The 21,179-nt window shown below is 60.6% G+C and carries 18 protein-coding genes; 9 read left to right on the forward strand and 9 right to left on the reverse strand.

What is annotated here, in order from left to right; genetic code table 11:
- The first annotated feature begins 63 nt into the window (after positions 1 to 63).
- The 3 genes from HHL09_RS25230 (at position 64) to HHL09_RS25240 (ending at position 3,440) form a co-directional block, all read left to right on the forward strand.
- Entirely contained in the window at positions 64 to 2,058 is a 1,995-nt protein-coding gene (locus tag HHL09_RS25230; protein ID WP_169457427.1) for a sialate O-acetylesterase, read from the forward strand.
- Between the two features lie 53 nt (positions 2,059 to 2,111).
- Complete coding sequence (locus HHL09_RS25235) at positions 2,112 to 2,771, forward strand: LssY C-terminal domain-containing protein (RefSeq protein WP_169457428.1); 660 nt, start codon at positions 2,112 to 2,114, stop codon at positions 2,769 to 2,771.
- 225 nt (positions 2,772 to 2,996) lie between these two features.
- Positions 2,997 to 3,440 carry an HIT family protein gene (locus HHL09_RS25240; protein ID WP_169457429.1) on the forward strand — a complete coding sequence of 148 codons (444 nt, stop codon included), beginning with the start codon at positions 2,997 to 2,999 and terminating at the stop codon, positions 3,438 to 3,440.
- Positions 3,441 to 3,508: 68 nt separating this feature from the next.
- Here HHL09_RS25240 and HHL09_RS25245 read toward each other — a convergent pair whose 3' ends face one another.
- The 3 genes from HHL09_RS25245 to HHL09_RS25255 all read right to left on the reverse strand — a co-directional run bounded on the left by HHL09_RS25245 (position 3,509) and on the right by HHL09_RS25255 (position 6,862).
- The gene (locus HHL09_RS25245; protein ID WP_169457430.1) at positions 3,509 to 4,750 is read right to left on the reverse strand and encodes a hypothetical protein; all 1,242 of its coding nucleotides are present in this window, start codon (positions 4,748 to 4,750) and stop codon (positions 3,509 to 3,511) included.
- A gap of 13 nt (positions 4,751 to 4,763) precedes the next feature.
- Positions 4,764 to 5,930, reverse strand: coding sequence for a hypothetical protein (locus HHL09_RS25250; protein WP_169457431.1), 1,167 nt, complete (start codon positions 5,928 to 5,930; stop codon positions 4,764 to 4,766).
- Positions 5,931 to 6,544: 614 nt separating this feature from the next.
- Positions 6,545 to 6,862 carry a CU044_2847 family protein gene (locus HHL09_RS25255; RefSeq protein WP_169457432.1) on the reverse strand — a complete coding sequence of 106 codons (318 nt, stop codon included), beginning with the start codon at positions 6,860 to 6,862 and terminating at the stop codon, positions 6,545 to 6,547.
- Positions 6,863 to 7,233: 371 nt separating this feature from the next.
- On the opposite strand from HHL09_RS25255, the gene HHL09_RS25260 reads away from it, so the two are divergent.
- Both HHL09_RS25260 and HHL09_RS25265 read left to right on the forward strand, forming a co-directional pair.
- Positions 7,234 to 8,484 (forward strand): M48 family metallopeptidase, encoded by a 1,251-nt coding sequence (locus HHL09_RS25260; RefSeq protein ID WP_169457433.1) that lies wholly within the window; start codon positions 7,234 to 7,236, stop codon positions 8,482 to 8,484.
- 861 nt (positions 8,485 to 9,345) lie between these two features.
- Positions 9,346 to 10,362, forward strand: coding sequence for an aldo/keto reductase (locus HHL09_RS25265; protein WP_169457434.1), 1,017 nt, complete (start codon positions 9,346 to 9,348; stop codon positions 10,360 to 10,362).
- 45 nt (positions 10,363 to 10,407) lie between these two features.
- Here the strand turns inward: HHL09_RS25265 and HHL09_RS25270 are convergent, their stop codons facing one another.
- On the reverse strand, positions 10,408 to 11,328 hold the full coding sequence (locus HHL09_RS25270; RefSeq protein WP_169457435.1) for a hypothetical protein: 921 nt from the start codon (positions 11,326 to 11,328) through the stop codon (positions 10,408 to 10,410).
- 149 nt (positions 11,329 to 11,477) lie between these two features.
- On the opposite strand from HHL09_RS25270, the gene HHL09_RS25275 reads away from it, so the two are divergent.
- The gene (locus tag HHL09_RS25275) at positions 11,478 to 13,559 is read left to right on the forward strand and encodes a DUF5722 domain-containing protein (RefSeq protein ID WP_169457436.1); all 2,082 of its coding nucleotides are present in this window, start codon (positions 11,478 to 11,480) and stop codon (positions 13,557 to 13,559) included.
- A gap of 24 nt (positions 13,560 to 13,583) precedes the next feature.
- Here the strand turns inward: HHL09_RS25275 and HHL09_RS25280 are convergent, their stop codons facing one another.
- Genes HHL09_RS25280 through HHL09_RS25290 form a run of 3 tightly spaced genes read right to left on the reverse strand, consistent with a single transcriptional unit; the run spans position 13,584 to position 15,668 of the window.
- The gene (locus tag HHL09_RS25280) at positions 13,584 to 14,330 is read right to left on the reverse strand and encodes a biotin--[acetyl-CoA-carboxylase] ligase (protein WP_169457437.1); all 747 of its coding nucleotides are present in this window, start codon (positions 14,328 to 14,330) and stop codon (positions 13,584 to 13,586) included.
- A complete protein-coding gene (nadC, locus tag HHL09_RS25285; protein ID WP_169457438.1) occupies positions 14,327 to 15,205 on the reverse strand; it encodes a carboxylating nicotinate-nucleotide diphosphorylase in 879 nt (292 codons plus the stop codon). The genes HHL09_RS25280 and nadC overlap by 4 nt, the downstream gene beginning before the upstream one ends.
- Before the next feature lie 46 nt (positions 15,206 to 15,251).
- Entirely contained in the window at positions 15,252 to 15,668 is a 417-nt protein-coding gene (locus HHL09_RS25290; protein ID WP_169457868.1) for a secondary thiamine-phosphate synthase enzyme YjbQ, read from the reverse strand.
- Between the two features lie 158 nt (positions 15,669 to 15,826).
- Here HHL09_RS25290 and HHL09_RS25295 point away from each other — a divergent pair, with 158 nt between their 5' ends.
- Positions 15,827 to 16,813 (forward strand): sugar phosphate isomerase/epimerase family protein, encoded by a 987-nt coding sequence (locus HHL09_RS25295; RefSeq protein ID WP_169457439.1) that lies wholly within the window; start codon positions 15,827 to 15,829, stop codon positions 16,811 to 16,813.
- Positions 16,814 to 16,822: 9 nt separating this feature from the next.
- Positions 16,823 to 17,053, forward strand: coding sequence for a DUF2905 domain-containing protein (locus tag HHL09_RS25300; protein ID WP_169457440.1), 231 nt, complete (start codon positions 16,823 to 16,825; stop codon positions 17,051 to 17,053).
- Between the two features lie 10 nt (positions 17,054 to 17,063).
- On the opposite strand, the gene HHL09_RS25305 is transcribed toward HHL09_RS25300, so the two are convergent.
- Complete coding sequence (locus HHL09_RS25305) at positions 17,064 to 18,119, reverse strand: endonuclease/exonuclease/phosphatase family protein (RefSeq protein WP_169457441.1); 1,056 nt, start codon at positions 18,117 to 18,119, stop codon at positions 17,064 to 17,066.
- Positions 18,120 to 18,122: 3 nt separating this feature from the next.
- Positions 18,123 to 18,359, reverse strand: a complete 237-nt coding sequence (locus HHL09_RS25310; protein ID WP_205760941.1) for a Sec-independent protein translocase subunit TatA/TatB — start codon at positions 18,357 to 18,359, stop codon at positions 18,123 to 18,125.
- A gap of 217 nt (positions 18,360 to 18,576) precedes the next feature.
- Between HHL09_RS25310 and hrpB the strand changes: the two genes are divergently transcribed.
- Positions 18,577 to 21,168: an ATP-dependent helicase HrpB gene (gene hrpB, locus HHL09_RS25315; protein ID WP_277349187.1), complete on the forward strand. Its 2,592-nt coding sequence runs from the start codon at positions 18,577 to 18,579 to the stop codon at positions 21,166 to 21,168.
- The last annotated feature ends 11 nt before the right edge of the window (positions 21,169 to 21,179 follow it).

Consider the following 21,179-nt stretch of genomic DNA (forward strand, 5'->3'; position numbering starts at 1 on the left):
TGCCTCATTCCTCACATTTTCCCGCTTCCCACCCGTCCCCTCCATGCGCCCTAATCCGCGCGCATGATTCTCTCTTCGCGCCGCCTGCTGATCCTCGCCCTCGCCGCCCTGAGCGTCCCGGCCGCCGCCGAAGTCCGGCTGCCGAAAGTCTTCACAAATGGCGCGGTCCTTCAGCGTGATCGTGCCGTCCCCGTCTGGGGCTTCGCCGAGCCGGGCAAGAAGGTCATCGTCCGCTTCGCAGGTCAGGAGAAATCCACCCAGGCCGCCGGCGATGGCAAGTGGCGCGTCGATCTCGATGCCATGTCGGCCAGCAGCGAAGGCCGCACGCTCGAAGCCGCCGAAGAAAATGGCCACCGCGTGGAGCTGACGGATGTCCTCGTGGGCGAAGTCTGGCTCGCCAGCGGGCAATCGAATATGGAGTGGCCGGTCAATGTCACCCGCCAGGAGGATCAGGACATCGCCAAGACCGGGCCGGTGCCGCTGCTGCGGATCATCACCGTGCCGAAGAAGGTATCCCCGTATCGCCTGGATGATTTTGAGGGCAAGTGGGAGCCCGCCACGCCGGAGTCGGTGCAGGGCTTCTCCGCCGTTGCCTACTTCTTCGGACGCTGCCTCACTGAGGAACTCGGCATCCCGGTCGGCATGATCCACAGCTCCTGGGGCGGCTCGCGCATTGAGCCATGGCTCGCCGATGAAGGTCTGGCCGATATCCCGGATCTGAAGGAGATGAAGGATTTCCGCGAGGCCCGCACGCCCGGCACGGACAAATACAATGAAGCCTTCGTCCGCCACCTTGCCTCCACCCGTGCCTGGCTCGAGCTCGCCGAGCGTGCGGTGAAGGAGCAGGCCCCCGTGCCTTCGCAACCACCAGCCCCGCCGATCCTTCCCATCGGTTCGAATCAAGCGCTCGGCACCTATCAGGCGATGATCCATCCCTTGGTGCCCTACGGCCTGCGCGGCTTCATCTGGTATCAAGGCGAATCGAATGTCGGTGAGGACCTGCTCTACACGCTGAAGATGGAAGCGCTGATCAAGGGCTGGCGCCAGCAGTTCAACTCCCCGGATGCTCCCTTCCTCTTCACCCAGCTCGCGCCGAACAACTACGGCCCCGAGCGTGAGGGCGCGCTCCAGGGACTCTGGATCGCGCAGCAGGAGGCGCTGAAGATTCCCCACACCGGCATGGCCGTGACCATGGACATCGGGAATCCTGCTGACATCCACCCTCGGAATAAGTCGGAGGTCGGTCACCGTCTCTCGCTGTGGGCCCTCGCCGATACCTATGGCAAGCCGGGCATCGTGAAATCCGGTCCGGTCTTCGAGGGCTTCGAAGTTGCCGGTGATGCGATCAAGGTCCGCTTCAAGGACGCCGCGTCCGGCCTCGTCACGCGCGATCAACAGCCGCCGAATTCCTTCGAGGTCGCCGGGGCCGATTGGGTCTTCAAGCCCGCCACCGCGGAGATCTCTCCGAATGAACCGGTGGTCACTCTGAAGAGCGCCGAAGTGCCGAATCCCGTGATGGCCCGCTTTGCCTGGTCGCAGGTCGCGCAGCCGAATCTCATGAACAAGGACGGGCTACCTGCCAGTGCCTTCCACACCCATTGGCCGGATGAACCGGGTATGGGCCGCAACCTTGCACGCCAGAAACCCTACACCTCCAGCGATCCGAATCCGCACGGCTGGAACACCGGCCTGACCGATGGCAATTGGCGCGGCGCGGCGGGCACGTGCTTCGCCACCGGATCTGCTCCCGCTTTCCCGAAACACGTGACGATCGATCTCGGCCGCGCCCGTGACGTGCAGGGCGTGCGCTTCGGCATTCCCGGCTTCGGCTCCACGAAGACGGTCGTGATCTCCCTCAGCGAGAATGGCGATGAGTTCCAGGAAGCCGGACGCCAGGAGTTCGCCGGGAAGACGGAGACCCGCCATGAACTCCGCTTCGACAAGCGCCCCGTGCGCTACGTCCGCGCGACCTTCCCGGATCACCACCCGAAGCAGGATAATTTCGACGAGAACTTTTCCTTCCTCAGCGAGCTTGAGGTATATGGTCCGGTGAAGTGACCGGAAAGAATCCTCGGCGATCCCAATCCCGGCGGGCAATCGGCTTCCTCATCGTGGCCGTGCTCGCGTGGGGCGTGGTGTCGTATCTCATGCTACCGGAGTGGTGGAAGGGCCACGAACGTCACCACCCGGCGCTCGATAATGCACCGCGCGTAACCACCACCGCCGATGGCATCCCCGGGGATCCGCTGAATCTGCTCGTGATCGGATCGGAGACGGAGCTTGTTTCCTCCCTGCTTGCTTCCGGATGGTTTCCCGCGGACCCCATCACGCTCGCGACCAGCATCCGCATCGCCGAGAGCTCCGTCTTCCATCGCCCCTACAAGGACGCGCCGATCAGCAATCTCTATCTCTTCGGGCGCAAGGAGGACCTCGGCTTCGAAAAGCCCGTCGGCAAGGATCCGCGCGAGCGCCATCACGTCCGCTTCTGGCGGGTCGAGCCGAAGCAGGATGAACCGCTCGCCTGGTTCGCCGCGGCCACCTTCGATCACAGCATCGGCTTCAGCCACACCACCGGACAAGTCACCCATCACATCGCCCCGGAGGTCGACAAGGAACGCGATCTCCTGATGGCAGATCTTCTCAAGACCCAGCCACAGGGCAGCAGTTCCTACGAGGCCGACTTCCAAGCGAACTCCGGCAAGAACGGCGGCGGTGACCCATGGCAAAGCGACGGCAAACTCGGCGTCGTGAAGATGAACGACAAGCCATAAGCTCCATACAGGAGCGCGCCCTCGCCCGCCTCCGGGCTCCGCAGGAGCGGTCAGGATAAAATGTAGCGGCGGTCTATGACCGTCGGAAACTCGCGGCAACAAGCCGCATCACCGATCCTCCCTTGCTAGAAAAACTCGCCCCAACCCACCCATCAAACTCCACCCACCCCGACCCCCGTCCGTTTGATGATTGCAAGATCGGGGATTGATGGTTTCTTCTAACAAATGCCCTGCGTCTTCTGCGAAATCATCCAGGGGAACATCCCCGCATGGAAGCTCTACGAGGACGACCGCGCCCTTGCGATCCTCGACCACCGGCCAGTCCAACAAGGCCACGCCGTCGTCCTGCCAAAGGTCCACATCGATCACTTCATCGACCTCGATGACGACCTCGCGGCCCACCTCCTCCGCATCGGCAAGAACCTCGGCCTCCGCATCCAGGAAACCCTCAAGCCCAAGCGCATCGGCTACGCCATCGCCGGCTTCGGCGTCCCCCATGCCCATCTCCACGTCATCCCCATGTCGGGAGACCACGATATCACCTCCTCTCACTACGCCGAAGTAAACGACGGCATCCTCGAATTCTCCGGCGAAAACGTCCCCATCGCCGATGACCAGGAGCAGGCTGCGCTGGTGAAGCTACTCGGGATCCCGAGGGATTGGCGTTAGCATCCAATGGATGAGCGACAATCTAGAGAATCTGTTGTCTCATTTCAATAATTCCCCAGTTCGCTCTGTCAGGAGGATCTGCGAGCTTTCACTTCCTTGACTGTCCTGACTCTCTTGGATGAGGACTTGGTTGCCGGTCTCGATTTCGTCCTCATTCCGTCTTTGGCTGCCTCGATCGCTTTCCTGACTCGTCCTCTGCTCGCCGCCCCGATTACCGCAGTCGGTGGCAATCCCTCATTACAGGTGAGCGACAATCTTTTCTCAATCCACTTCGCTTTGTAGATCCATTTTCCCAGAGTCTTCTCGAAGGACTGGCAGAAATTGTCGGAGGGGCCCAAGTCCTCAATTTGTTGTTGCAGGTCAGCGATTTCCGGATCCCTCTGCTCAGGGTTGGTCTTGCGCTTCTCTTTCTTAGAAGCTTTTGCTTCGGATAGCCGCTCCTTCAGAGTGTTCTCCAAGTTGTTTCTCAACGAGTCCGCGGTTTGTGAGAGAAAATAGCGATCTAACGCAACGAGATATATTAAAACACCGCCTGGCAACTCCTGTAGCATCCGGCATGGTTCCGTATCGCCTATAAGGGTGAGGAACAATCGCAGCTTTGCTTCCAAGGCTTTGCTGTCCGCAGGTTCAGATTCAATTTGTGGAGCATCCGGCCATTCTCGCCCGCGGCCCGAATTCCTGGCGAAGTTCATCAGGATAGGAGTGTAGAACCGGCCGGACTTGGTCGAAGCGGATCTATTCCGGTCAATTTCCCGGATGAGACCAGCGGGAGAAAATCGTGTTTCGAACAAGCGAGTGACCGAGATATCCCAAAATTCGACGAGCTGAGACCGGGTGCCCTCCCCGTAGAGAAATTGATTCCGGAACAGCAATTGCGAATAGCCCCGGCCCATGACGACTAAAGCATCTCGAACCTCTCCATCAACTTCGATTGCCGCGGCCTTTAGCCTCTGCACCCGACCCTCAAGGATTGCCGCGTCTTTCTCGTAGGAATCATCCTGGAAAGACCTGCCACATTTGACAGCCCCTCGAAGAAAAACGGGAACCGTGTTAACGAGGAGCAATTCCCGGATGTGTGTTAGAACGACCATCAATTTCGAGAGATCCGACGTCTGGAAGAAACAACTATCTATCCAAGGTCGGGATTCGAGATTGCCGATAGCATTCAAGGTGGTCCTAATGACTGTACGGAAAAGCCCTACCCTATTGGTGTAGCTGTCATTGTCCTCCTCGGCTAGATCGTGAATGCCCACCATCTCGATGAGCGCCGAATAAAACTTCTCCTTAGGCGGATTGTTGTTTGAGCTCATGGGTGCGGCTGAGTTAAGGAACAGGATCGCGCGGATCCAGATTCGCTAGATTCCCTTTCGGTCCACCAGCCTCCCTAGCTAGATCAATGACAATAAGCTGCACGTAGGGTGCCAAATCCGCGAAAGAAGGCAATTCGGAAAGCGGGAAACAGGCTGTCTGCTTCAGGTGCCATTTCGTTCGTTTGAATAGAGCAAGGATTCTGTGTCTTTCGGCCTCCGTGGCAGGGGTCTTCACTGAGACCGCGACCAAGACACGAGAAAAGCCGGAGCATCCTCGGGAGGTCTGCTCCGATTGAAGCCGCGCGATCTTCCTGCCGGTTTTCTTTATGCTGAATTGCCCTAGCAGTTTGGGATAGGCGGACAACCGAGAGGTCAAGCGATCGGAAATCTCCACCCAATCTGTCAGGATGACACCGTTCTCTTCTGGTACCGCAAGAACGCCGGGCATCAGCCAAGAGTCGACGAAATGCCTCCAAAGATGCTCGTATTTTTCCACATCCAGCAAGCCGCGCGAGCAGCGGCAACCAGAAGCGATGGTGAGGCATGGTTCCCCGGTATAATGCCTGACGAAAGCCTTCTTTTCGTCGTCGAAATGCCTCCGGCTGTGTAAGGCGGAATACATGCCGGGGAGGAAATCCGAGCGGTAGAACATGTTTATGTCCAAGATGACGTCTAAGACGAGATCCATGATCTTGCCTGAAACCTTCTCGAAATTCCTCCCTGTCACCTCAGCGCGACCGGCGGTCAGCTGCACAGCTATTCGCTCGCCGGGTTTCCATCCCACGACGAGCCCGTGGGCAGAAGAAATCGGAAGGTCTGTCCAAGGCACCTCAGGAAGCCCCGAGCTGAAGTCTACCACCGTTCTCACGAATGCCAGAGTCTCCGGGCCAAGCGGATCTATATTGTTTCTCGGGTCAAGGAAGCCCCAATCGGTCAGCGGCGGTGTGGCATATCGCACCACGAGTTCCGGAGAAAGGGTGACCCGTGTCTTTCCGGGAAAGAACCGAACCCTTCGGAGGATATCGAGGCATTCTCCAAAGCGATCACTATAAATCTGCTGAAATTGTCCCAGAAGCTCCCCTCCTGCGCAGAGATAGTTCTCGGCGACCGCTACCACGGTTCTCCGGCAGGCCGCTCCAGCAAGCTGTGGCGGATCGAATTTCGCCTCGGGAATCCTCATCGGAGGAGGCGGTTCGAGCCATTTCCGGGCAGAGGGAAGGCTACGCAACCTCTCAAGAGGCATGAGCAAATGGATTCGGTCATTCGAGTCCCCTTGGCCACGAGGACTAACGTGCGTCTGAATGGCAAACGCCTTTCGCGTCCCACGCAGCAGGAGAGGCGCTCCGCTCGCACCGAGCCAAAGAGGAGCATTGGCTTGCCCGGAAAGGGTCCATCCGGTTTGACGGGAACTCGGATTACGTTGTCTTCCAAGAATGCTTCCCAAAAAGGGCACCAACTCGAAATGGTCGCCTATGGGTTTGGGTGCAGTCCCGGTGTAACTAGCCCCTTCAGGGACTCCGCCATTGTGAAGTTCCAAGGAAGGAGCTGCGGGGCGGTAATCACGGATTTTGAGAATAGAGTAATCAAGGTAGTGATTCCCCTGCGAGGGAAGACCCAAGTCTACGATTTCAAAGCGGTAGGACTTCGAGGGATCATCAAAGAACCTGAGTTCCCCGTCGAGGTTATCGCGGAAATGATGTCCTGCGCTTAACGCTATGCCATCTCTTCTTATAAGAAACGCGGTACCGACCAAGCTGCCCCCTCTGTAGAGAGCAAGTAAGGATCTCTCTGGCATCACGCACCTCCCTTTTTGCTCCACTTCACGGAAACCTCAAATGAAGAGGCGCCCGAAAACTCACCGATCACAAGATTGCCTTTGGCATTCAGCCCAAAAGAAAATTTCACGGCAAGCTCGGAAGGCATCTCGATTCGTGAGACTTCTTGGCCGATCTCGCTGTGGATAACATGGATGGCTTTGGCCAAATCTGAGGCTATCTCCCGGGCATTTTTTGCAACCTTCTCAGCTACACCGCTTTCCACAAAATGTTCTCCGGCTGCACCTACGGGAATGATTACGACTTTCGAGGATTCATCTAATGATACGCTTATCATAAGGGAGGGGGTGGGAGCCGCAAAGAAGCACCAACGCGGTTTCTAACCATTAACCAATCGGGGGCTGGTGATGCAAGCGGGATTTTGGCTAATTCAGTAATGGGTCTCGGTTTTCCATGTCTCAACTCGATTTGATCTCGTGACAAGGGTGGTATATGTGACGAATTTACTGCCTCCTTCCCATGGTCATTGGGTTGTTGTCATCGGGGAAAGTGATCTTGTGATATCGATGTCAACGACTACTGGAGCTAACCCAATTCTAAAGACTACGTCTTTTGCCAACGCAGAGGGCAATCAGCTCGATGGTGTTCTTCGAAGAGGCTGTTTTCCCCTATCCACCCCGCCCCACAGGGTACACCATCCACCCATCCATGGAGCTGAACGCCCTCGCTATCCTGATCCTCATTGCCCTCTTCGCGCTGTGGAAGCTGGATTTCATCGCCACCATCCTGAATCTCAAGGCCCTTTCCCCGGATCTCCCGAAGGAGTTCTCGGACGTCTTCGATGCCGAACGCTACGCGAAGTCCCAGGCCTACACCCGCGAGTCGGCACGCTTTGAGATCATCCACTCCACTTTCTCCCTCACCACCCTGCTTGTCTTCTGGTTCATCGGCGGCTTCGGCTGGCTGGACGATTGGGCGCGCACGATCTTCGGCGATGGCATCCCGGCCGGGCTCTTCTTCCTCAGCGCGCTCTTCATCGGCCACACGCTGCTGCACCTCCCTTTCTCGATCTACGATACCTTCGTGATCGAGGAAAAATACGGCTTCAACAAGACCACGCCGAAGACCTTCGTCATCGACCAGATCAAGGGCCTCTTCCTTGCCGCGCTGATCGGCCTGCCGCTCGCCGCGGGCATCCTGTGGATCTTTGAAAAGGTCCCGAATGCCTGGCTCTGGGCATGGGGACTCTTCGTCGCCTTCCAACTCTTCCTCACCTGGCTGGCCCCGAGCGTGATCCTGCCGCTTTTCAACAAGTTCACCCCGATGGAAGATGGCCCGCTTCGCCAGGCCATCCAGGCGATGGCTGCGAAATGCGGCTTCCCACTCGGCGAAATCTCGGTGATGGATGGCTCGAAGCGCTCGACCAAGGCGAACGCCTTCTTCACCGGCTTCGGCAAGAACAAGAAGATCGCCCTCTACGACACGCTGGTCGAAGAGCAGACTCAGGATGAACTCGTCGCCGTGCTTGCACATGAGATCGGCCACTTCAAGCTGAAGCACATCATCCAGCGCCTCGTCGTCTCCATGCTGCAGGCCGGAGCCCTCTTCTTCCTGCTCGGCCTGGTGACCGACCCGCACGGCAAGTTCTCCCGCGAGCTCTTCGATGCCTTCGGCGTGCAGAAAATCTCACCGCACGTCGGTCTCGTCCTCTTCAGCCTGCTCTTCGCCCCGGTCAGCCGCCTGCTTGGCATCGCCGCGAATGCTTGGTCCCGGAAGCATGAGTTCGAGGCCGATGCCTTCGCCGCGAACGCCACCGGACAACCGGAGTCGCTGGTCACCGCGCTAAAGAAGCTCTCCGCGAAGAACCTCTCCAATCTAACACCCCACCCCTTCCGCGTCTTCCTCGACTACTCCCACCCGCCCGTTCTCGTGCGGATCCATGCGCTGCGAGCTCGCTGAGTCCTGATGAACCAGGACCCCCGCCCTCGTCCTGGGAAACGATTCTGGATCGTGCTGGCGGTCGTTCTCCTGATGGCGGCAAACATCGCAGTCCACGGCTGGGATTGCTGGGGGCGTCGTCCCGGAGGCTCCATCTCGGCGGGGTTATATGTCGCGGTGCTCCTCCTCTCCCTGCCGTCTTTGGGGGGATTGTTTCGCCCTTCTCGCGAGATCATTGATAGGCGCTTGGGTTGCAGCCTCATGTATTTGGGCGTGCTCCTTGACGTGGGTCACCTCGCCCTCAATGTGGCATTCGGGCCATACATCTTCACTTCCGCCCATGGAGGCACCTTGGTTTACACTGCGGCTTTCCTTTCATGCGTCATTGTTGCGATCATGCCGGATTTGGTGAGAATGGCGTTTTCATCCCGCTAGCGCCCATGGCTCATGCTTGGAGGGATCTCTGGCAGTAGAAGCCGCCCGCGACCCTATGAGAAGCTGGGGTCACCATGAGCGCCCCCTGTAGATCGAACCCCTCCACGACGTCACCGGGGGGCAATGGAATTGAAGAACTTTTCAACTGCCAAACTGCTGGCCTCCGGAGCACACCTGTTAAATTTTCTCTTTTTAACAGGCGGAACAGGCCGGAAATTCAGCGGTCCCCGGCTGACTTGGACGCGGATGGGTGCCCCATCATGGCTATTACGCCACCTTTTTCACCCATCCGGACGGTTTGAAATATGGGTTCGTTCTCATCGCGAACCGAATTCCGTATGACCAAGTATTCGATGTTGCGGAAGGCACCGGCCCGGAGATTCTGGAGACCGGCAACCGGCGCTTCCCAGACAATCGCCAATCCGAAATCCGCAACCGCCAATCCCGATGTATTCTTCCGATCCTTCCCGCTACGATGGCCGCATGCCTTACCGCCGTTGCGGCGATTCCGGGCTCCTGCTTCCCGAGATCTCCCTCGGCTGCTGGCACAATTTCGGCCATGTCGATGATCAGAACGAAGCCCGCGCCATCCTGCGCCGCGCTTTCGATCGCGGGATCACCCATTTCGACCTGGCGAACAACTACGGCCCGCCGGCTGGCAGCGCGGAAGAGAACGTCGGCCGCATCCTCGCGGAAGACTTCGCCGCCCATCGCGATGAATTGATCATCTCCTCCAAGGCCGGCCACGATATGTGGCAGGGCCCGTATGGCGAGTGGGGTTCGCGCAAGCACGTCCTCGCCTCGCTGGACCAATCGTTGAAGCGCCTGCGCCTCGACTACGTGGATATCTTTTACTCCCACCGCCCGGATCCGAAGACGAACCTGGAAGAGACGATGTCCGCCCTGGCCACCGCCGTGCAATCCGGGCGCGCGCTCTACGTGGGCCTCTCCAAGTATCCGCTGAAGATGCTGAAAAAGGCGGTGAAGATCCTCAAGGAGATGGGCGTGAACTGCCTGATCTATCAGCCGCCCTATTCGATCCTGAACCGCTGGCCGGAAGCCGAAGGCATTCACGATTGGCTGGAGGACAAAGGCATCGGCTCCATCGTCTTCAGCCCGCTCGCCCAAGGCATGCTCACCGGCAAATACGTCGATGGCATCCCGGATGGCTCCCGTGCCGCTCGCGCCGAGGGCTTCCTGAAAACTTCCCAGGTGGAAGCCCAGATCGAGAAAATCCGCGCCCTTCACCAGATCGCCTCCGAGCGCGGCATCAGCCTGCAGCACCTCGCCCTGCGCTGGGTGCTCGATCAAAGCGCCGTAACCTCGGCCATCATCGGTGCCCGCACCGTGGCCCAGCTCGATGACTCGATCGCCGCCCTTCAGGCGCCCTCGCTCGACCGCGACGCGCTGGAGTTGATCGACTCCATCTCGCCTGCGGTGAAGAAAGACGACGCGGAAGCATGACCTCTTTGGGGCGCCGATCTCCGGCGATCTCCGGATCGGCGCTCCTTACTTCTTCTCCCGCGGCTCCTGCGAGGCGGATACCGGGATCGGCTTCAGCTCGGGCAAGGGCGCCGGAGCAAAAGCCTTCCGGATCTGCTCCGGCGTGCCGATCTTCAGCTGGATCGAGTAGTCATGCCGGAAGCCCGGCTTGATCGACATCGTCCGGATCGGCGCGAAGTAGGAGCAGCCCATGCCACCCGGTCCCGGCGGTCCTTGGAAGCGATAGCAGGTGATCTCCTTGGTGCCCGGGAAGTGGACGCCCAGTCCGCGGCCATCCGGCCCGATGAAAGCCGCCCATTCCTCATCGCAGCGGCGCTGCTCATTCGGCCAGCCGGGCACGCTCTCGCTGAGCTTCTCGCCGGCCCACGGCTTGTCGCCGGTGTAGAGCACCAGCTTCGGCAAGGCGAAGTCCATGAAGACCGCGGGCAGCTCCTGATGCACCGGCGGATGCTCGGTGCTGCCATTGTAGGCGAAGCGGAAGCGGATCGTCGCCACATCCTCCTGGAGCGTGATCCACTCCTCCATCTGGCAATCCTCCAAGATCTCGCCGCCGGCCCAATTCACCGGCATGCTCTTCACGTAAAGCTCTGCGTCCGAGCGCTTCTCCTCCAGCACCTTGGCAGGCTTGCCCTGATAGTGGCCGCCCTGCACCGGATTCCAGCGCCAATCCTTGTCGCCCCACTTCGAGCCATCCGGCGCGCCATAGTAGGACTGCTGGATGAAGCGGCCGCGGTCGGCGTGATTGAGCAGGTTCGGCCCGTCGGGCAGCTCGCTGAACCAGAACACGGCGCCACCGGACGACATGTCGACGCCGATCTTCACCTTTCCATTCTCAAGGAACTGCGTCTGCGAGGCCACCTCCGGCTCATTGGCAAGGAGGCATCCCGCCCACGCCGTGAACCCGGAAATGAGGAACTTCTGCCACATATGAGGCCTACGCCGGAAAGAATGGCTTCCTGTCATACGTCTCACCACGATCTTGCGCTCCTTTTCAATAATTTGCGGATCCTAGGCCGCTATGCCCCGTCTCTTTCCGTCCCCTGGAGCGGGCGCGGTTCCATTTTCTCCCTGTGTCCATGCGATCCCTACGCCGCTGCGCCACCCTTCTTCTGCTTCTCCCGTCACTCCTCCATGCGGACACGCTGCTGAAGCTGGAACCCTTCAGCGGGCCGGATCCGGCCTTCCTCGAACCCCTCCCCGGCACCGTGGAACTCCACGCCGGAATGTCGGTCCGCGCCACGCCCCAGGGCCAGCCCCAGCCGGGCGATCTGGTCTTGGAGATGGAGTATTTCTGCGCGGGCGGCGTGCCGGGCTTTACCCTACTCCCCGGTCCTCCTTTCGAAGCGAAAACCGCGCGCCCCTCGCCGCCGCTTGGCCACAGCGAAACATGGAGCCGCTACGCCGCAAGGATTGCTCCCCCCGGCAATCCGCTGCCGGAAAATTGGCAGCAGCTCCGCCTAGACCTTCCACTGCCAAAAGACCGCGTCCTTCAGATCCGGAATGCCCGCCTCCGCCCCGAGACGCCCGGCGAATTCGACAAGGCCGCCGCCAACCCGAAGTCCTCCGCCGACAAGGATGCGCTCGACCGGTATCTGGCCGCGAAGTTCCCCGCTTCCGTCGATTCCGTCTCCATAACGGACAAGGAGATCTCAATCGCCGGTCAGGCGGACAAGGAAGCTGCGGACCTCTTTCTCGCGGATATCCCGATGGATGTCGTGCTGGATTCCCCGCAATCATGGGAGGACCTCATCCCCGTGAAAGCAGGACCGGACGGTCGCTTCTCGTTCAGCCTGCCTCGTCATCGACAGCGCGGCGGTTTGACCTATGACCGCCTCAGTTCGCGGTGGCAGCTGGTGAAAAAAACTGCGGCTGGAATTCACCCGCTTTCCCACGCCCGCTACGCGGAATCCGTCGCGCCACGCTATCCGGATCTTCCCCCAGCGGCACCGAAGAACAAGAAAGGGCTCGGTGGCTGGCATCTCGGCTGGTTGCCGGAGGAACTTGATGAACTCGGGATCAGTGCCGTCACCGTGAACGTGATGATCCACTCGCTGGTCTCTCTCACTCCCGGTGAGGGTACCGTGCCCTTTCAATGGCAAGGCCGCACCTATCATGCCCAGACGAAGGCGCTCGAAGGCTTCGATGCCACGTTCCGGGAGGCGGCGAAACACAACGTGATGGTTTCCGCGATCCTGCTTGTGGCGAACCCTGCGAGGGATTCCAGCCCCGTCGTAAAGATGCTCGGGCACCCCGATGCCACTGCGGACGGAACCTTTGCCATGCCAAACGTGTGCTCTGAGGAAGGGATCTCCCTCTATGGGGCGATCCTCAATCTGATGGCCGAGCGCTGGTCGCGGCCCGATGGCAAGTATGGCCGCGTGCATCATTGGATCATGCACAATGAGGTCGATGCAGGCTGGGTATGGACGAATGCAGGCCCCAAGCCGGACGTGGTCTTCATGGACCTCTACCAGCGATCGATGCGCCTGATGGACCTGATCGCTCGGCAATACGACCCGAACAGCAAGGCCTTCATCACCCTCACTCATCACTGGGCAAACAAAGGACAGGCCGAGTGGTATGGCTCGAAGCGGCTGATCGACCTGCTGGCGATGAATACCGCCGCGGAAGGAGATTTCCCTTGGGCCCTTGCCTATCACCCTTATCCGCAGAACCTCTTCAATCCCCGCGCATGGGAAGACGAACAGGCGAGCTTCAGCTTCAACTCCGACAAGCTCACACCGAAGAACCTCGAAGTGCTGGATGCGTATATGAAGCAGCCGCAGCTTCTGTATCGCGGCAAGGTCCGCCCGGTCCACCTTTCCGAGAACGGCTTCAATTCGAAGGACTACTCGGCAAAGGAACTCGCTGATCAAGCCGCAGGCATGGCCATGGCTTGGAAAAAGATGGAGAAACTTTCATCCATCGAATCCTGGCAGTACCACAACTGGATCGACAATCGCCACGAAGGAGGACTGAAGATCGGCCTGAGAAAATTCCCCGATGAGCCCGGCGACCCGCTTGGAAAGAAACCGATCTGGCATCTCTACAAGGCGCTCGGGACGCCGGCGGAGGATTCGGTTGCGAAGCCTTGCCTGGAGGTCATCGGGATCAAGGACTGGAGCGAGGTGATCCATCAGGGACCTTTCGCCAATTGAGAACTGCCTCGCTGTCCAGAGGGATTATCCTACCACTCTGACCTCATCTGCTTGCACCAGCTTGCGGATGCCCTCCGGCGTTTGCAGGAGCAGTTCCCCGCCATCGCCGATGCCTTTCACGGTGCCATGCAGCGCTCCGTCGGCGGCGATGAGGCTCACCTCTTTTCCAGTGAGCGCGCAGCGCACCCGGAAGTGTCGCATCAGTTCATCGAAATCCTGACCGATCTTCGATTGCCAGACGCCGAAGCGCTCAAGCACCGCCGCGAGCACCATGGGTAAAAGGGGCGCTTCCCCGCATTCCAAGGCCAGCGAGGTGGCGCTGTCCGCAAGCACTTCAGGGAACTCCATCACGCCGACGTTGATCCCGATTCCCGCGACGACAAAGTCTTCTCCTGCCTCGACCAGGATCCCGGCGATCTTCTTGCCGCCGACCCACACGTCATTCGGCCATTTTACCTCGGCCGCGATGCCGAAGCGGTCCAATCCTTCTGCCACGGCAAGCCCCGCGGCAAGCGAAAGACGCGGCCACAGTGCCTTGTTCTCCGATGGACGTAGTAGCACCGTAAAAGCGAGGCCTTCGCCGGGAGGACAAACCCATGCCGCGCCGCGCCGGCCGCGCCCGGCTTCCTGCTTTCCTGCAACCACCACGACGCCTGCTGCCGCGCCTTCCCGGCCCAGCAGTCGCGCATCGTCATTCGTGGAGCCGGTGGATTCCCGGTAGTCCAGCCGATAGCCTTCTGGAAGGGCGGTATCTGTCCAAGGCTCGCTCATTCGCGTTTCACGAAGTCCAGCGCCAGATCCATCGCCTCCACGGAGTGCGTGATCGCGCCTACGGAAATGAAATCCACACCGGTTTCCGCAATTCCTGCCACGGTCTTCAGGGTGACACCGCCGCTTGCTTCCAGCTTCGGTGTGGAGCGCTCGCCGCGCAGTTCCACCGCTTGGCGGAGTTCTTCCAGCGTCATGTTATCCAGGAGAATGTAATCCACCCCTTCCATGCTCAGGAAAGCCTCGACCTGTTCCAGTGAGTCGGCTTCGAGCTCGACCTCCACCTCGGGATGGTCGGCCTTCAGGCGGCGGATCGCCTCTTGGAGTTCTTCCAGTCGGCCTTCCGCCACAAGGTGATTGTCCTTCACCATCACGCGGTCGTAGAGGCCCATGCGATGGTTCGTGCCTCCTCCGTGGGTGACGGCCAGCTTGTCGAGATAGCGCCAGCCCGGGATGGTTTTCCGGGTATCGAGGATCTCGGCATTGGTGCCGCGGACGGCATCGACATACTGGCGGGTGGCGGTGGCCACGCCGCTCATCCGCTGCATGAAATTCAGCACCGTGCGCTCCGCGGTCAGCACCGAGCGTGCAGGCCCTTCGACCTTCATGATGTAGGCACCCTCCGCGATCCGGTCGCCGTCGTTGACCAGCAGCCCGGCCTCGATGGAGGGATCGATTTTTCGGAGTACCGCCAGCGCGATCTCCCCTCCGGACAGCACTCCCGTTTCCCGGGCCACGATGAATCCGGTCGCCTTGCGGTCTTCCGGGACGAAATACAGCGATGTCAGATCCCCGGCTCCTATGTCTTCTTCAAGGGCCGCATCGATCAATCGCTCCACGCTTTTTTCCACGCGCGGAAGGTAGGTCGAACCCGGCATTTCAGGCAATCGGGGAATTTCTAGAGCAGTGGTCCCCGGGAATTCGTTAGCCCACCACGCTCACCACGATTTCCCGCTGGTGTGGAGCACGCCGATGTTCGAAAAGAAAGATCCCCTGCCAGGTTCCCAAAGCCATTTGCCCGTCCATGATCGGGATCACCTCGCTGGTCCGGGTCAAGGCCATGCGGATGTGGCTCGGCATGTCGTCCGGGCCTTCGTAAGTGTGGACGAAGTAAGGGGTGTCTTCCGGCACCAAGTGATCAAAGAAGGCCTCCAGATCCCGGCGTGCGCTGGGATCGGCATTCTCCATGATCACCAGACTGGCCGAGGTGTGGCGGACGAAGACGGTCACCGTGCCGGTCTGAATCCCGCTGCGCCGGACGATCCCGGCGACCTCTCCGGTGATTTCGAAGGTGCCTTTTCCCCGGGTGCGGACTTGGAAGCTCTCGGCATGCGCGGCCATGGCGGCAGCAAAGACGGGCAAGCGGGTGAATGGCAACGAAGAAGCGAAGCAGCCAAGAACCGTCTCGTAAGTGCATCTTTCGTGCTGAAGCTTGATCTCCCCTGCCCTCGCGCTTGCCATGCCCCCGGTCGCGTGGTGTATCGCTAGGGAAACAAAAGATGAACCGCCGCCACTTCCTCACTACCGCCGCGTTTGCGAGTGCCGCCTTCTCGATCTCCGCCCAAGAGGAAAAGGATCCATCTGGAAAACCTCGGAAGAGCGTGGTTCTGGTGCCCGGCAAGGCGACCGCCGCCTCCGTATCTCCTTCGAACCGCATCGGCGTGTCATCCTATTCCTTCTGGGGCTTCCAGCGCGAGGAACTAAGGGACATTCCGACCTGCATCGATCATGCGGCGCGCATGGGCTTCGATGGCTTCGAGATCCTGCAGCGCCAGCTCTTCACTCCGGAGTCGACGCCGGACAATGCCCAACTGCAGAAGATCAAGCGGCACGCTTTCATCAATGGCCTCGATCTCATGGGCTACTCGACCCACCAGGGCTTCCTCTCGCCGGACCAGGCGAAGCGCGATGCGCAGATCAAGCACACCATCGATTGCATCGAACAGGCGTATGCCCTGGGCATCCCGACGATGCGGGTGAACTCAGGCACCTGGGGCACCTCGAAAGACTTCGATGACCTGATGGCGAAGCGCGGCGTGGAGCAGCCCATCGAAGGCTATACCGAGGAAGATGCCTACAAGTGGGTCATCGACTCTTATCAGAAGATCCTTCCCACCGCGGAGAAGTGCGGCGTGGTGATGGGTCTCGAGAACCACTGGGGCCTCGGCGTGACACCCGAGGGCGTGAAGCGCGTGGTGGATACCATCAATTCGCCCTGGCTAAAGGTGACGCTCGATACCGGCAACTTCCTTGAAGACCCCTACGAGCGCCTGTCGAAGCTGGCGAAGGACACGGTGCTGCTTCAGGCGAAGACCTACTTCGGCGGTGGTGTCTGGTACACGCTGGACCTCGACTACCCGCGCATCGCGAAGATCATGAAGGAAGCGGGCTACACCGGCTACGTCTCGCTGGAGTTCGAGGGCAAGGAAGATCCGCTCACTGCGATTCCCAAGAGCTTGGCCTTGCTCCGGAACGCCTTTGCGTGATCGTGGGGCATGGAGAATGCGGGAAAGCTGCTTGTCTTCGCCGGCATCGGCCTGGCCGTGCTCGGCTGCGTGCTTTGGTTCGCCGGAGGCAAGGGCTGGCTCTCATGGATCGGCCGCCTGCCCGGTGACATCCGGGTGGAGGGCGACAAGGGCGGCTTCTACTTCCCGATCGTAACCTGCATCCTCGTCAGCGCCGTGCTCAGTGGTGTGATGGCGCTGGTGAGGAAATTTTTCGAGTAAAGGCCGGAGGCTACTTCTTCAAGATCACCAACAGCGGACGGTGATCGCTCGCGCCGGCGACGGCTTCGTTATCGATGATCTTCGAGTGATCCCACTCGATCGAGCGGCGGAGGGCTTGGGAGACCAGCACGTAGTCGATGCGGGTGTATGTGTCCTGATAGTCCCAGTAGTGGGTCCAGTATTGGCCGCGGGAATCCTTCAGGGCGATCATGTTCAGGGACATGGATCCCCTGCCGGAGCCGTGCACCGTTTTCATGGTGGGGCTATTCCGCGTGTCATTGAAATCGCCATAGACGACGAGCCGTGCCTGCGGATCGGCCTCAAGGATCGAGTCGATCTCGCGGCGCAGCAGATGAGCTTCCTGGCGGCGCATTTCTTCCTGATCTCCGTCCTCGACCTCGCGCTTCGACTTCAAGTGCACACCGAGAAAACGGAAGGCGCCTGCGGGCGTGTCGATGGACGCATCGAGAATCCCCCGCAGCATGGCATATTCCCTGCCGCCGAGATGGTAGCTCAGGTTCTCGTGAGCCACGGTTTTGCCGATCGGATAGCGGGAAAGAATCACCAGGCTGCGGGTGAGATCGGAGCCGCGGTTCAGATAGAAATGCGGGAGCTCCATCCCAGCATCCGAAAGATACTTTTGTAGATCTTTCACATCTCTCTCATTCCCTATCTCGGAAATGCCGAGGATATCCGGCTTTGCGGAAAGAATCGCCTCGGTGACCTTGCGGCGCTCTGCTTCCGGCTTTGGCGTGCCGGGCACCAGCTTCCGATCCACGTAGCGGTCCGTGGTCAGCCAGTTTTCCACATTGTAGGTGACCAGACGGACCAGCGCTCCCTTAGCGGCGGCCTCCGCCTTTGCCACCGGACCCGCAGATGCGGGAGAGGATGCCGGTTTCGGCGCGCTGGCAAGTGCGGGTGCGAGGGCCGGGGTCGACTGCGATTGCCCGGTCCAATCGCCGCCCTGATCCCTCTCCTTGCAGGAGGTGCCAGCTGCTACCAAGAAAAACGCCCCGAGGAAACCCGGGGCGTTCTTGAGAATGATGGGAAGGTTCCGGAGCTCCATCGCTCAGGCCTTGTCGTGGGCCTCTTTGCCGGCGGCTTCCTTGACGCGGACTTCCTCTTCAGAGCGAGTGATCTCGCGCTCGAAATCCTCGCGGGCCTTTTTGAATTCGCCCATGCTTTTGCCCACACCGCGGGCAAGTTCAGGCAGCTTTTTGGCACCGAAGAGGAGGAGCACGATCAGAAAGATAACGATCATCTCCTGGCCTCCAAGGCCGCCGATGAATGCGAGCGAAGTATTCATGAAGTTAAGCTTAGGCCCCCGTGGGCTTGGTTGCAATGGGAATAACGTGGAGGAAACTGCCTCTCTTTCGCAAGCGTAATGATCGCCGCTGTCAGTCGGCACGATACCCTGAAAGCGCGGCCCCGATCGGGCTCCGTCTAAATCCCGCCCCGTCAAAATTGTAACGCCACGCGTCTTGGCGATTTTCATCCGGCTGCTTGGCCGCTATCGCGTTGGCGTGCGTTTGCCGGTTCATGAGATTGAGGAGGATTTGAAGGCGGCCGTGGCCTCTGGTCAGCAGGATCGCATTTTGCTGAAAGCCCCCACGGGGTCGGGAAAATCCACAGCGGTGCCCGGAATGCTCATGGATGCCGGGTTTTCTGGACGAATTCTCGTGATCGAGCCCCGGCGCATGGCCGCGCGCCTGCTCGCAGGGTGGGTGGCAAAGCTCCGCGGCAGCTCCTTGGGGGGTGAAGTGGGCTATGCGGTGCGGTTTGACACCAAATATGGCCGCGACACCCGCCTGATCTACATGACGGACGGGGTTTTCCAGCGCTGGCTGCAGGAAGATCCGGAGCTGAGCGGGGTCGGCGCGGTGGTTTTCGACGAATTCCACGAACGCCGCCTGGCCGTGGATGTGGCGCTCGGACGCTGTCTGGACCTCCAAGAAACGTCCCGCCCGGACCTCCGGATCATGGTCATGTCCGCCACCTTGGAAACCCGCGGACTGGCCGATTATCTGGCGCCGGTGAAGATGCTGGAGGCGGGCGGACGGACTTTCCCAATCGAGGTGGCCTACCGCCCGGAGCGACCGAAAGTGAATGACCGCCGCGGTGGCCCGGTTGTGGAAACCCCGGTTTGGGAACGGATTGCCACCGTGGCCAAGGAGGCGCTTTCCCTGCCGGATGCCGGTGATGTGCTCTGCTTCCTGCCCGGGATGCACGAGATTAGAAAAACCGTGGAAACTCTCGAAAATTCCTCGTTTGCAAGGGATCGCGACATTTTCCCGCTTCACGGCGGCCTGCCTCCCGCTGCTCAAGAGGCGGCGGTTTCCCCGGGCAAGCGCCCGAAGATCATCGTCTCCACGAATGTGGCGGAAACCTCCCTCACAATCGAGGGGGTGCGCACCGTGATCGATGCGGGACTGGCCCGGGAGGCCAGTTTTGACCCGCGCCGGGGAATCGACACCCTGCTGATCCGGAAGATTTCCCGGGCCTCCGCAGAGCAGCGGGCGGGCCGTGCCGGACGCACCGGTCCGGGTCGTGCCTTCCGCCTGTGGAGCGAGAGCGAGCATGCCCGCCGCGAAGGCTTCGATGCGCCGGAGGTGCGGCGGGTGGATTTGGCCGAGGTGGTGCTGCTTTTGAAAGCCGCGGGTATTTCCGAGGTCCGGGACTTCCGCTGGCTGGATGCCCCGCTGGAGGAGAGCCTGGTCCGCGCGGAGTCCCTGCTGCATGACCTCGGCGCTCTGGATGCCCATGGAGTCCTGACCGACGAGGGTCGCTCGATGGCGGCCCTGCCGCTGGAGCCGCGCTATGCACGGCTGATGCTGGCGGGCGCGGAGCAGGGCTGCGTGGCGGAGATGGCTTTCATCGCCGCCGCGGTGCAGGGCGAAGGGATCTTCGTTTCGAAGCGCGGCGGGATCGGCCGGAAGGATTTCGTCTTCGACGGTGATGGCAGCGATTTCGAGGCCGAGTGGCGTGCCTTCGATTCCGCGGCCGGGATGGATTTCGATGCCCGGCGCTGTGCCCCGCTGGGGATCCATGGACGCGGCGCGCGGGAGATCGCCCAGGGATTTGACCGGCTCCACCGGCTCGCCCTGCAGCGGGGCTGGCCGTGGGAGGGGGTTGATTTCGCCAAGCGCCGCGAAGCCGTGGGCCGGGCGATGCTGGCCTCTTTCAGCGACCGGCTGGCGGTTCGCTTCGGCGATGCCACCCTGGCCTGCCGCGTGGTCGGCAAGCGGAAGGGCAAGCTGGATGATGAGAGTGCGGCGAAGAAAGCCGCGGCTTTCGTGGCCGCGGAGATCACCGAGGTCGAGGGCCGCGAGGTCACCGTGCAGCTCCGCCGTGCGACGGCGATCGATCCCGCGTGGTTGAAAGAGCTCTTTCCGGAAGACTTCACCTTCAGTGATGGCGCGAGCTACGATGAACCTCGTAGAAGGGTCGTTGCAAAGAAGGAGACCCGCTTCCGCGACCTGGTGCTGGAGTCGAAGGAAAGCGACCACGGGGTGAACCTGGATGCCGCGGCGGAGATTCTGGCGGCGAAGGTGCTTTCCGGTGAGCTGGTGCTGAAGAATTGGGACGCCGCGGTGGACCAGTGGTGCGCGCGGCTTTCCTGCCTGGGCAATTGGATGCCGGAGCTGGAGCTGCCCGGTTGGTCGGATGAAGACCGCGCGGCTGCGGTGGCGCAGATCTGCCATGGCGCGCTCGGCTACAAGGACATCAAGGAACGCCAGGTCTGGCCGGTACTGCGCGAGTGGCTGAGCGCCCCGCAACGTGCAGCGCTGGATTCCTACGCGCCGGAGCGGATCACGCTGGCCAACGGACAGAACCCGAAGATCACCTACGAGATCGGCAAGGACCCGTGGATCGCGCTGCGGTGGAAGGATCTCTTCGGCGTGTGGGCGACCCCGGCGATTGCAAACGGCCGGGCGCCACTGCTGGTCCACATCCTGGCACCGAACCAGCGGCCATGGCAAATGACGAAGGATCTCTCCAGCTTCTGGGCAAATGGTTATCTCCAGATGAAAAAGGACTTGGCCGGACGCTATCCCAAGCATCCCTGGCCGGATGACCCGAAGGCATGGCTTGCCGCCGGAGGTGGGAAACGTTGATCTCTTGGCAC

Origin of the sequence: Luteolibacter luteus, assembly GCF_012913485.1 — a bacterium.
GTDB classification, from domain to species: domain Bacteria; phylum Verrucomicrobiota; class Verrucomicrobiia; order Verrucomicrobiales; family Akkermansiaceae; genus Haloferula; species Haloferula lutea.

Bases quoted from the DNA above. Each gene is read 5' to 3' on its own strand.
- HHL09_RS25240 (WP_169457429.1), top strand. From the start codon at position 2,997: ATGCCCTGCGTCTTCTGCGAAATCATCCAGGGGAACATCCCCGCATGG.
- HHL09_RS25230 (WP_169457427.1), top strand. From the start codon at position 64: ATGATTCTCTCTTCGCGCCGCCTGCTGATCCTCGCCCTCGCCGCCCTG.
- nadC (WP_169457438.1), bottom strand. From the start codon at position 15,205: ATGCCGGGTTCGACCTACCTTCCGCGCGTGGAAAAAAGCGTGGAGCGA.
- HHL09_RS25265 (WP_169457434.1), top strand. From the start codon at position 9,346: ATGTATTCTTCCGATCCTTCCCGCTACGATGGCCGCATGCCTTACCGC.
- HHL09_RS25250 (WP_169457431.1), bottom strand. From the start codon at position 5,930: ATGAGGATTCCCGAGGCGAAATTCGATCCGCCACAGCTTGCTGGAGCG.
- HHL09_RS25300 (WP_169457440.1), top strand. From the start codon at position 16,823: ATGGAGAATGCGGGAAAGCTGCTTGTCTTCGCCGGCATCGGCCTGGCC.
- HHL09_RS25295 (WP_169457439.1), top strand. From the start codon at position 15,827: ATGAACCGCCGCCACTTCCTCACTACCGCCGCGTTTGCGAGTGCCGCC.
- HHL09_RS25255 (WP_169457432.1), bottom strand. From the start codon at position 6,862: ATGATAAGCGTATCATTAGATGAATCCTCGAAAGTCGTAATCATTCCC.
- HHL09_RS25290 (WP_169457868.1), bottom strand. From the start codon at position 15,668: ATGGCCGCGCATGCCGAGAGCTTCCAAGTCCGCACCCGGGGAAAAGGC.
- HHL09_RS25310 (WP_205760941.1), bottom strand. From the start codon at position 18,359: ATGAATACTTCGCTCGCATTCATCGGCGGCCTTGGAGGCCAGGAGATG.
- HHL09_RS25280 (WP_169457437.1), bottom strand. From the start codon at position 14,330: ATGAGCGAGCCTTGGACAGATACCGCCCTTCCAGAAGGCTATCGGCTG.
- HHL09_RS25270 (WP_169457435.1), bottom strand. From the start codon at position 11,328: ATGTGGCAGAAGTTCCTCATTTCCGGGTTCACGGCGTGGGCGGGATGC.
- HHL09_RS25275 (WP_169457436.1), top strand. From the start codon at position 11,478: ATGCGATCCCTACGCCGCTGCGCCACCCTTCTTCTGCTTCTCCCGTCA.
- HHL09_RS25305 (WP_169457441.1), bottom strand. From the start codon at position 18,119: ATGGAGCTCCGGAACCTTCCCATCATTCTCAAGAACGCCCCGGGTTTC.
- HHL09_RS25245 (WP_169457430.1), bottom strand. From the start codon at position 4,750: ATGAGCTCAAACAACAATCCGCCTAAGGAGAAGTTTTATTCGGCGCTC.
- HHL09_RS25260 (WP_169457433.1), top strand. From the start codon at position 7,234: ATGGAGCTGAACGCCCTCGCTATCCTGATCCTCATTGCCCTCTTCGCG.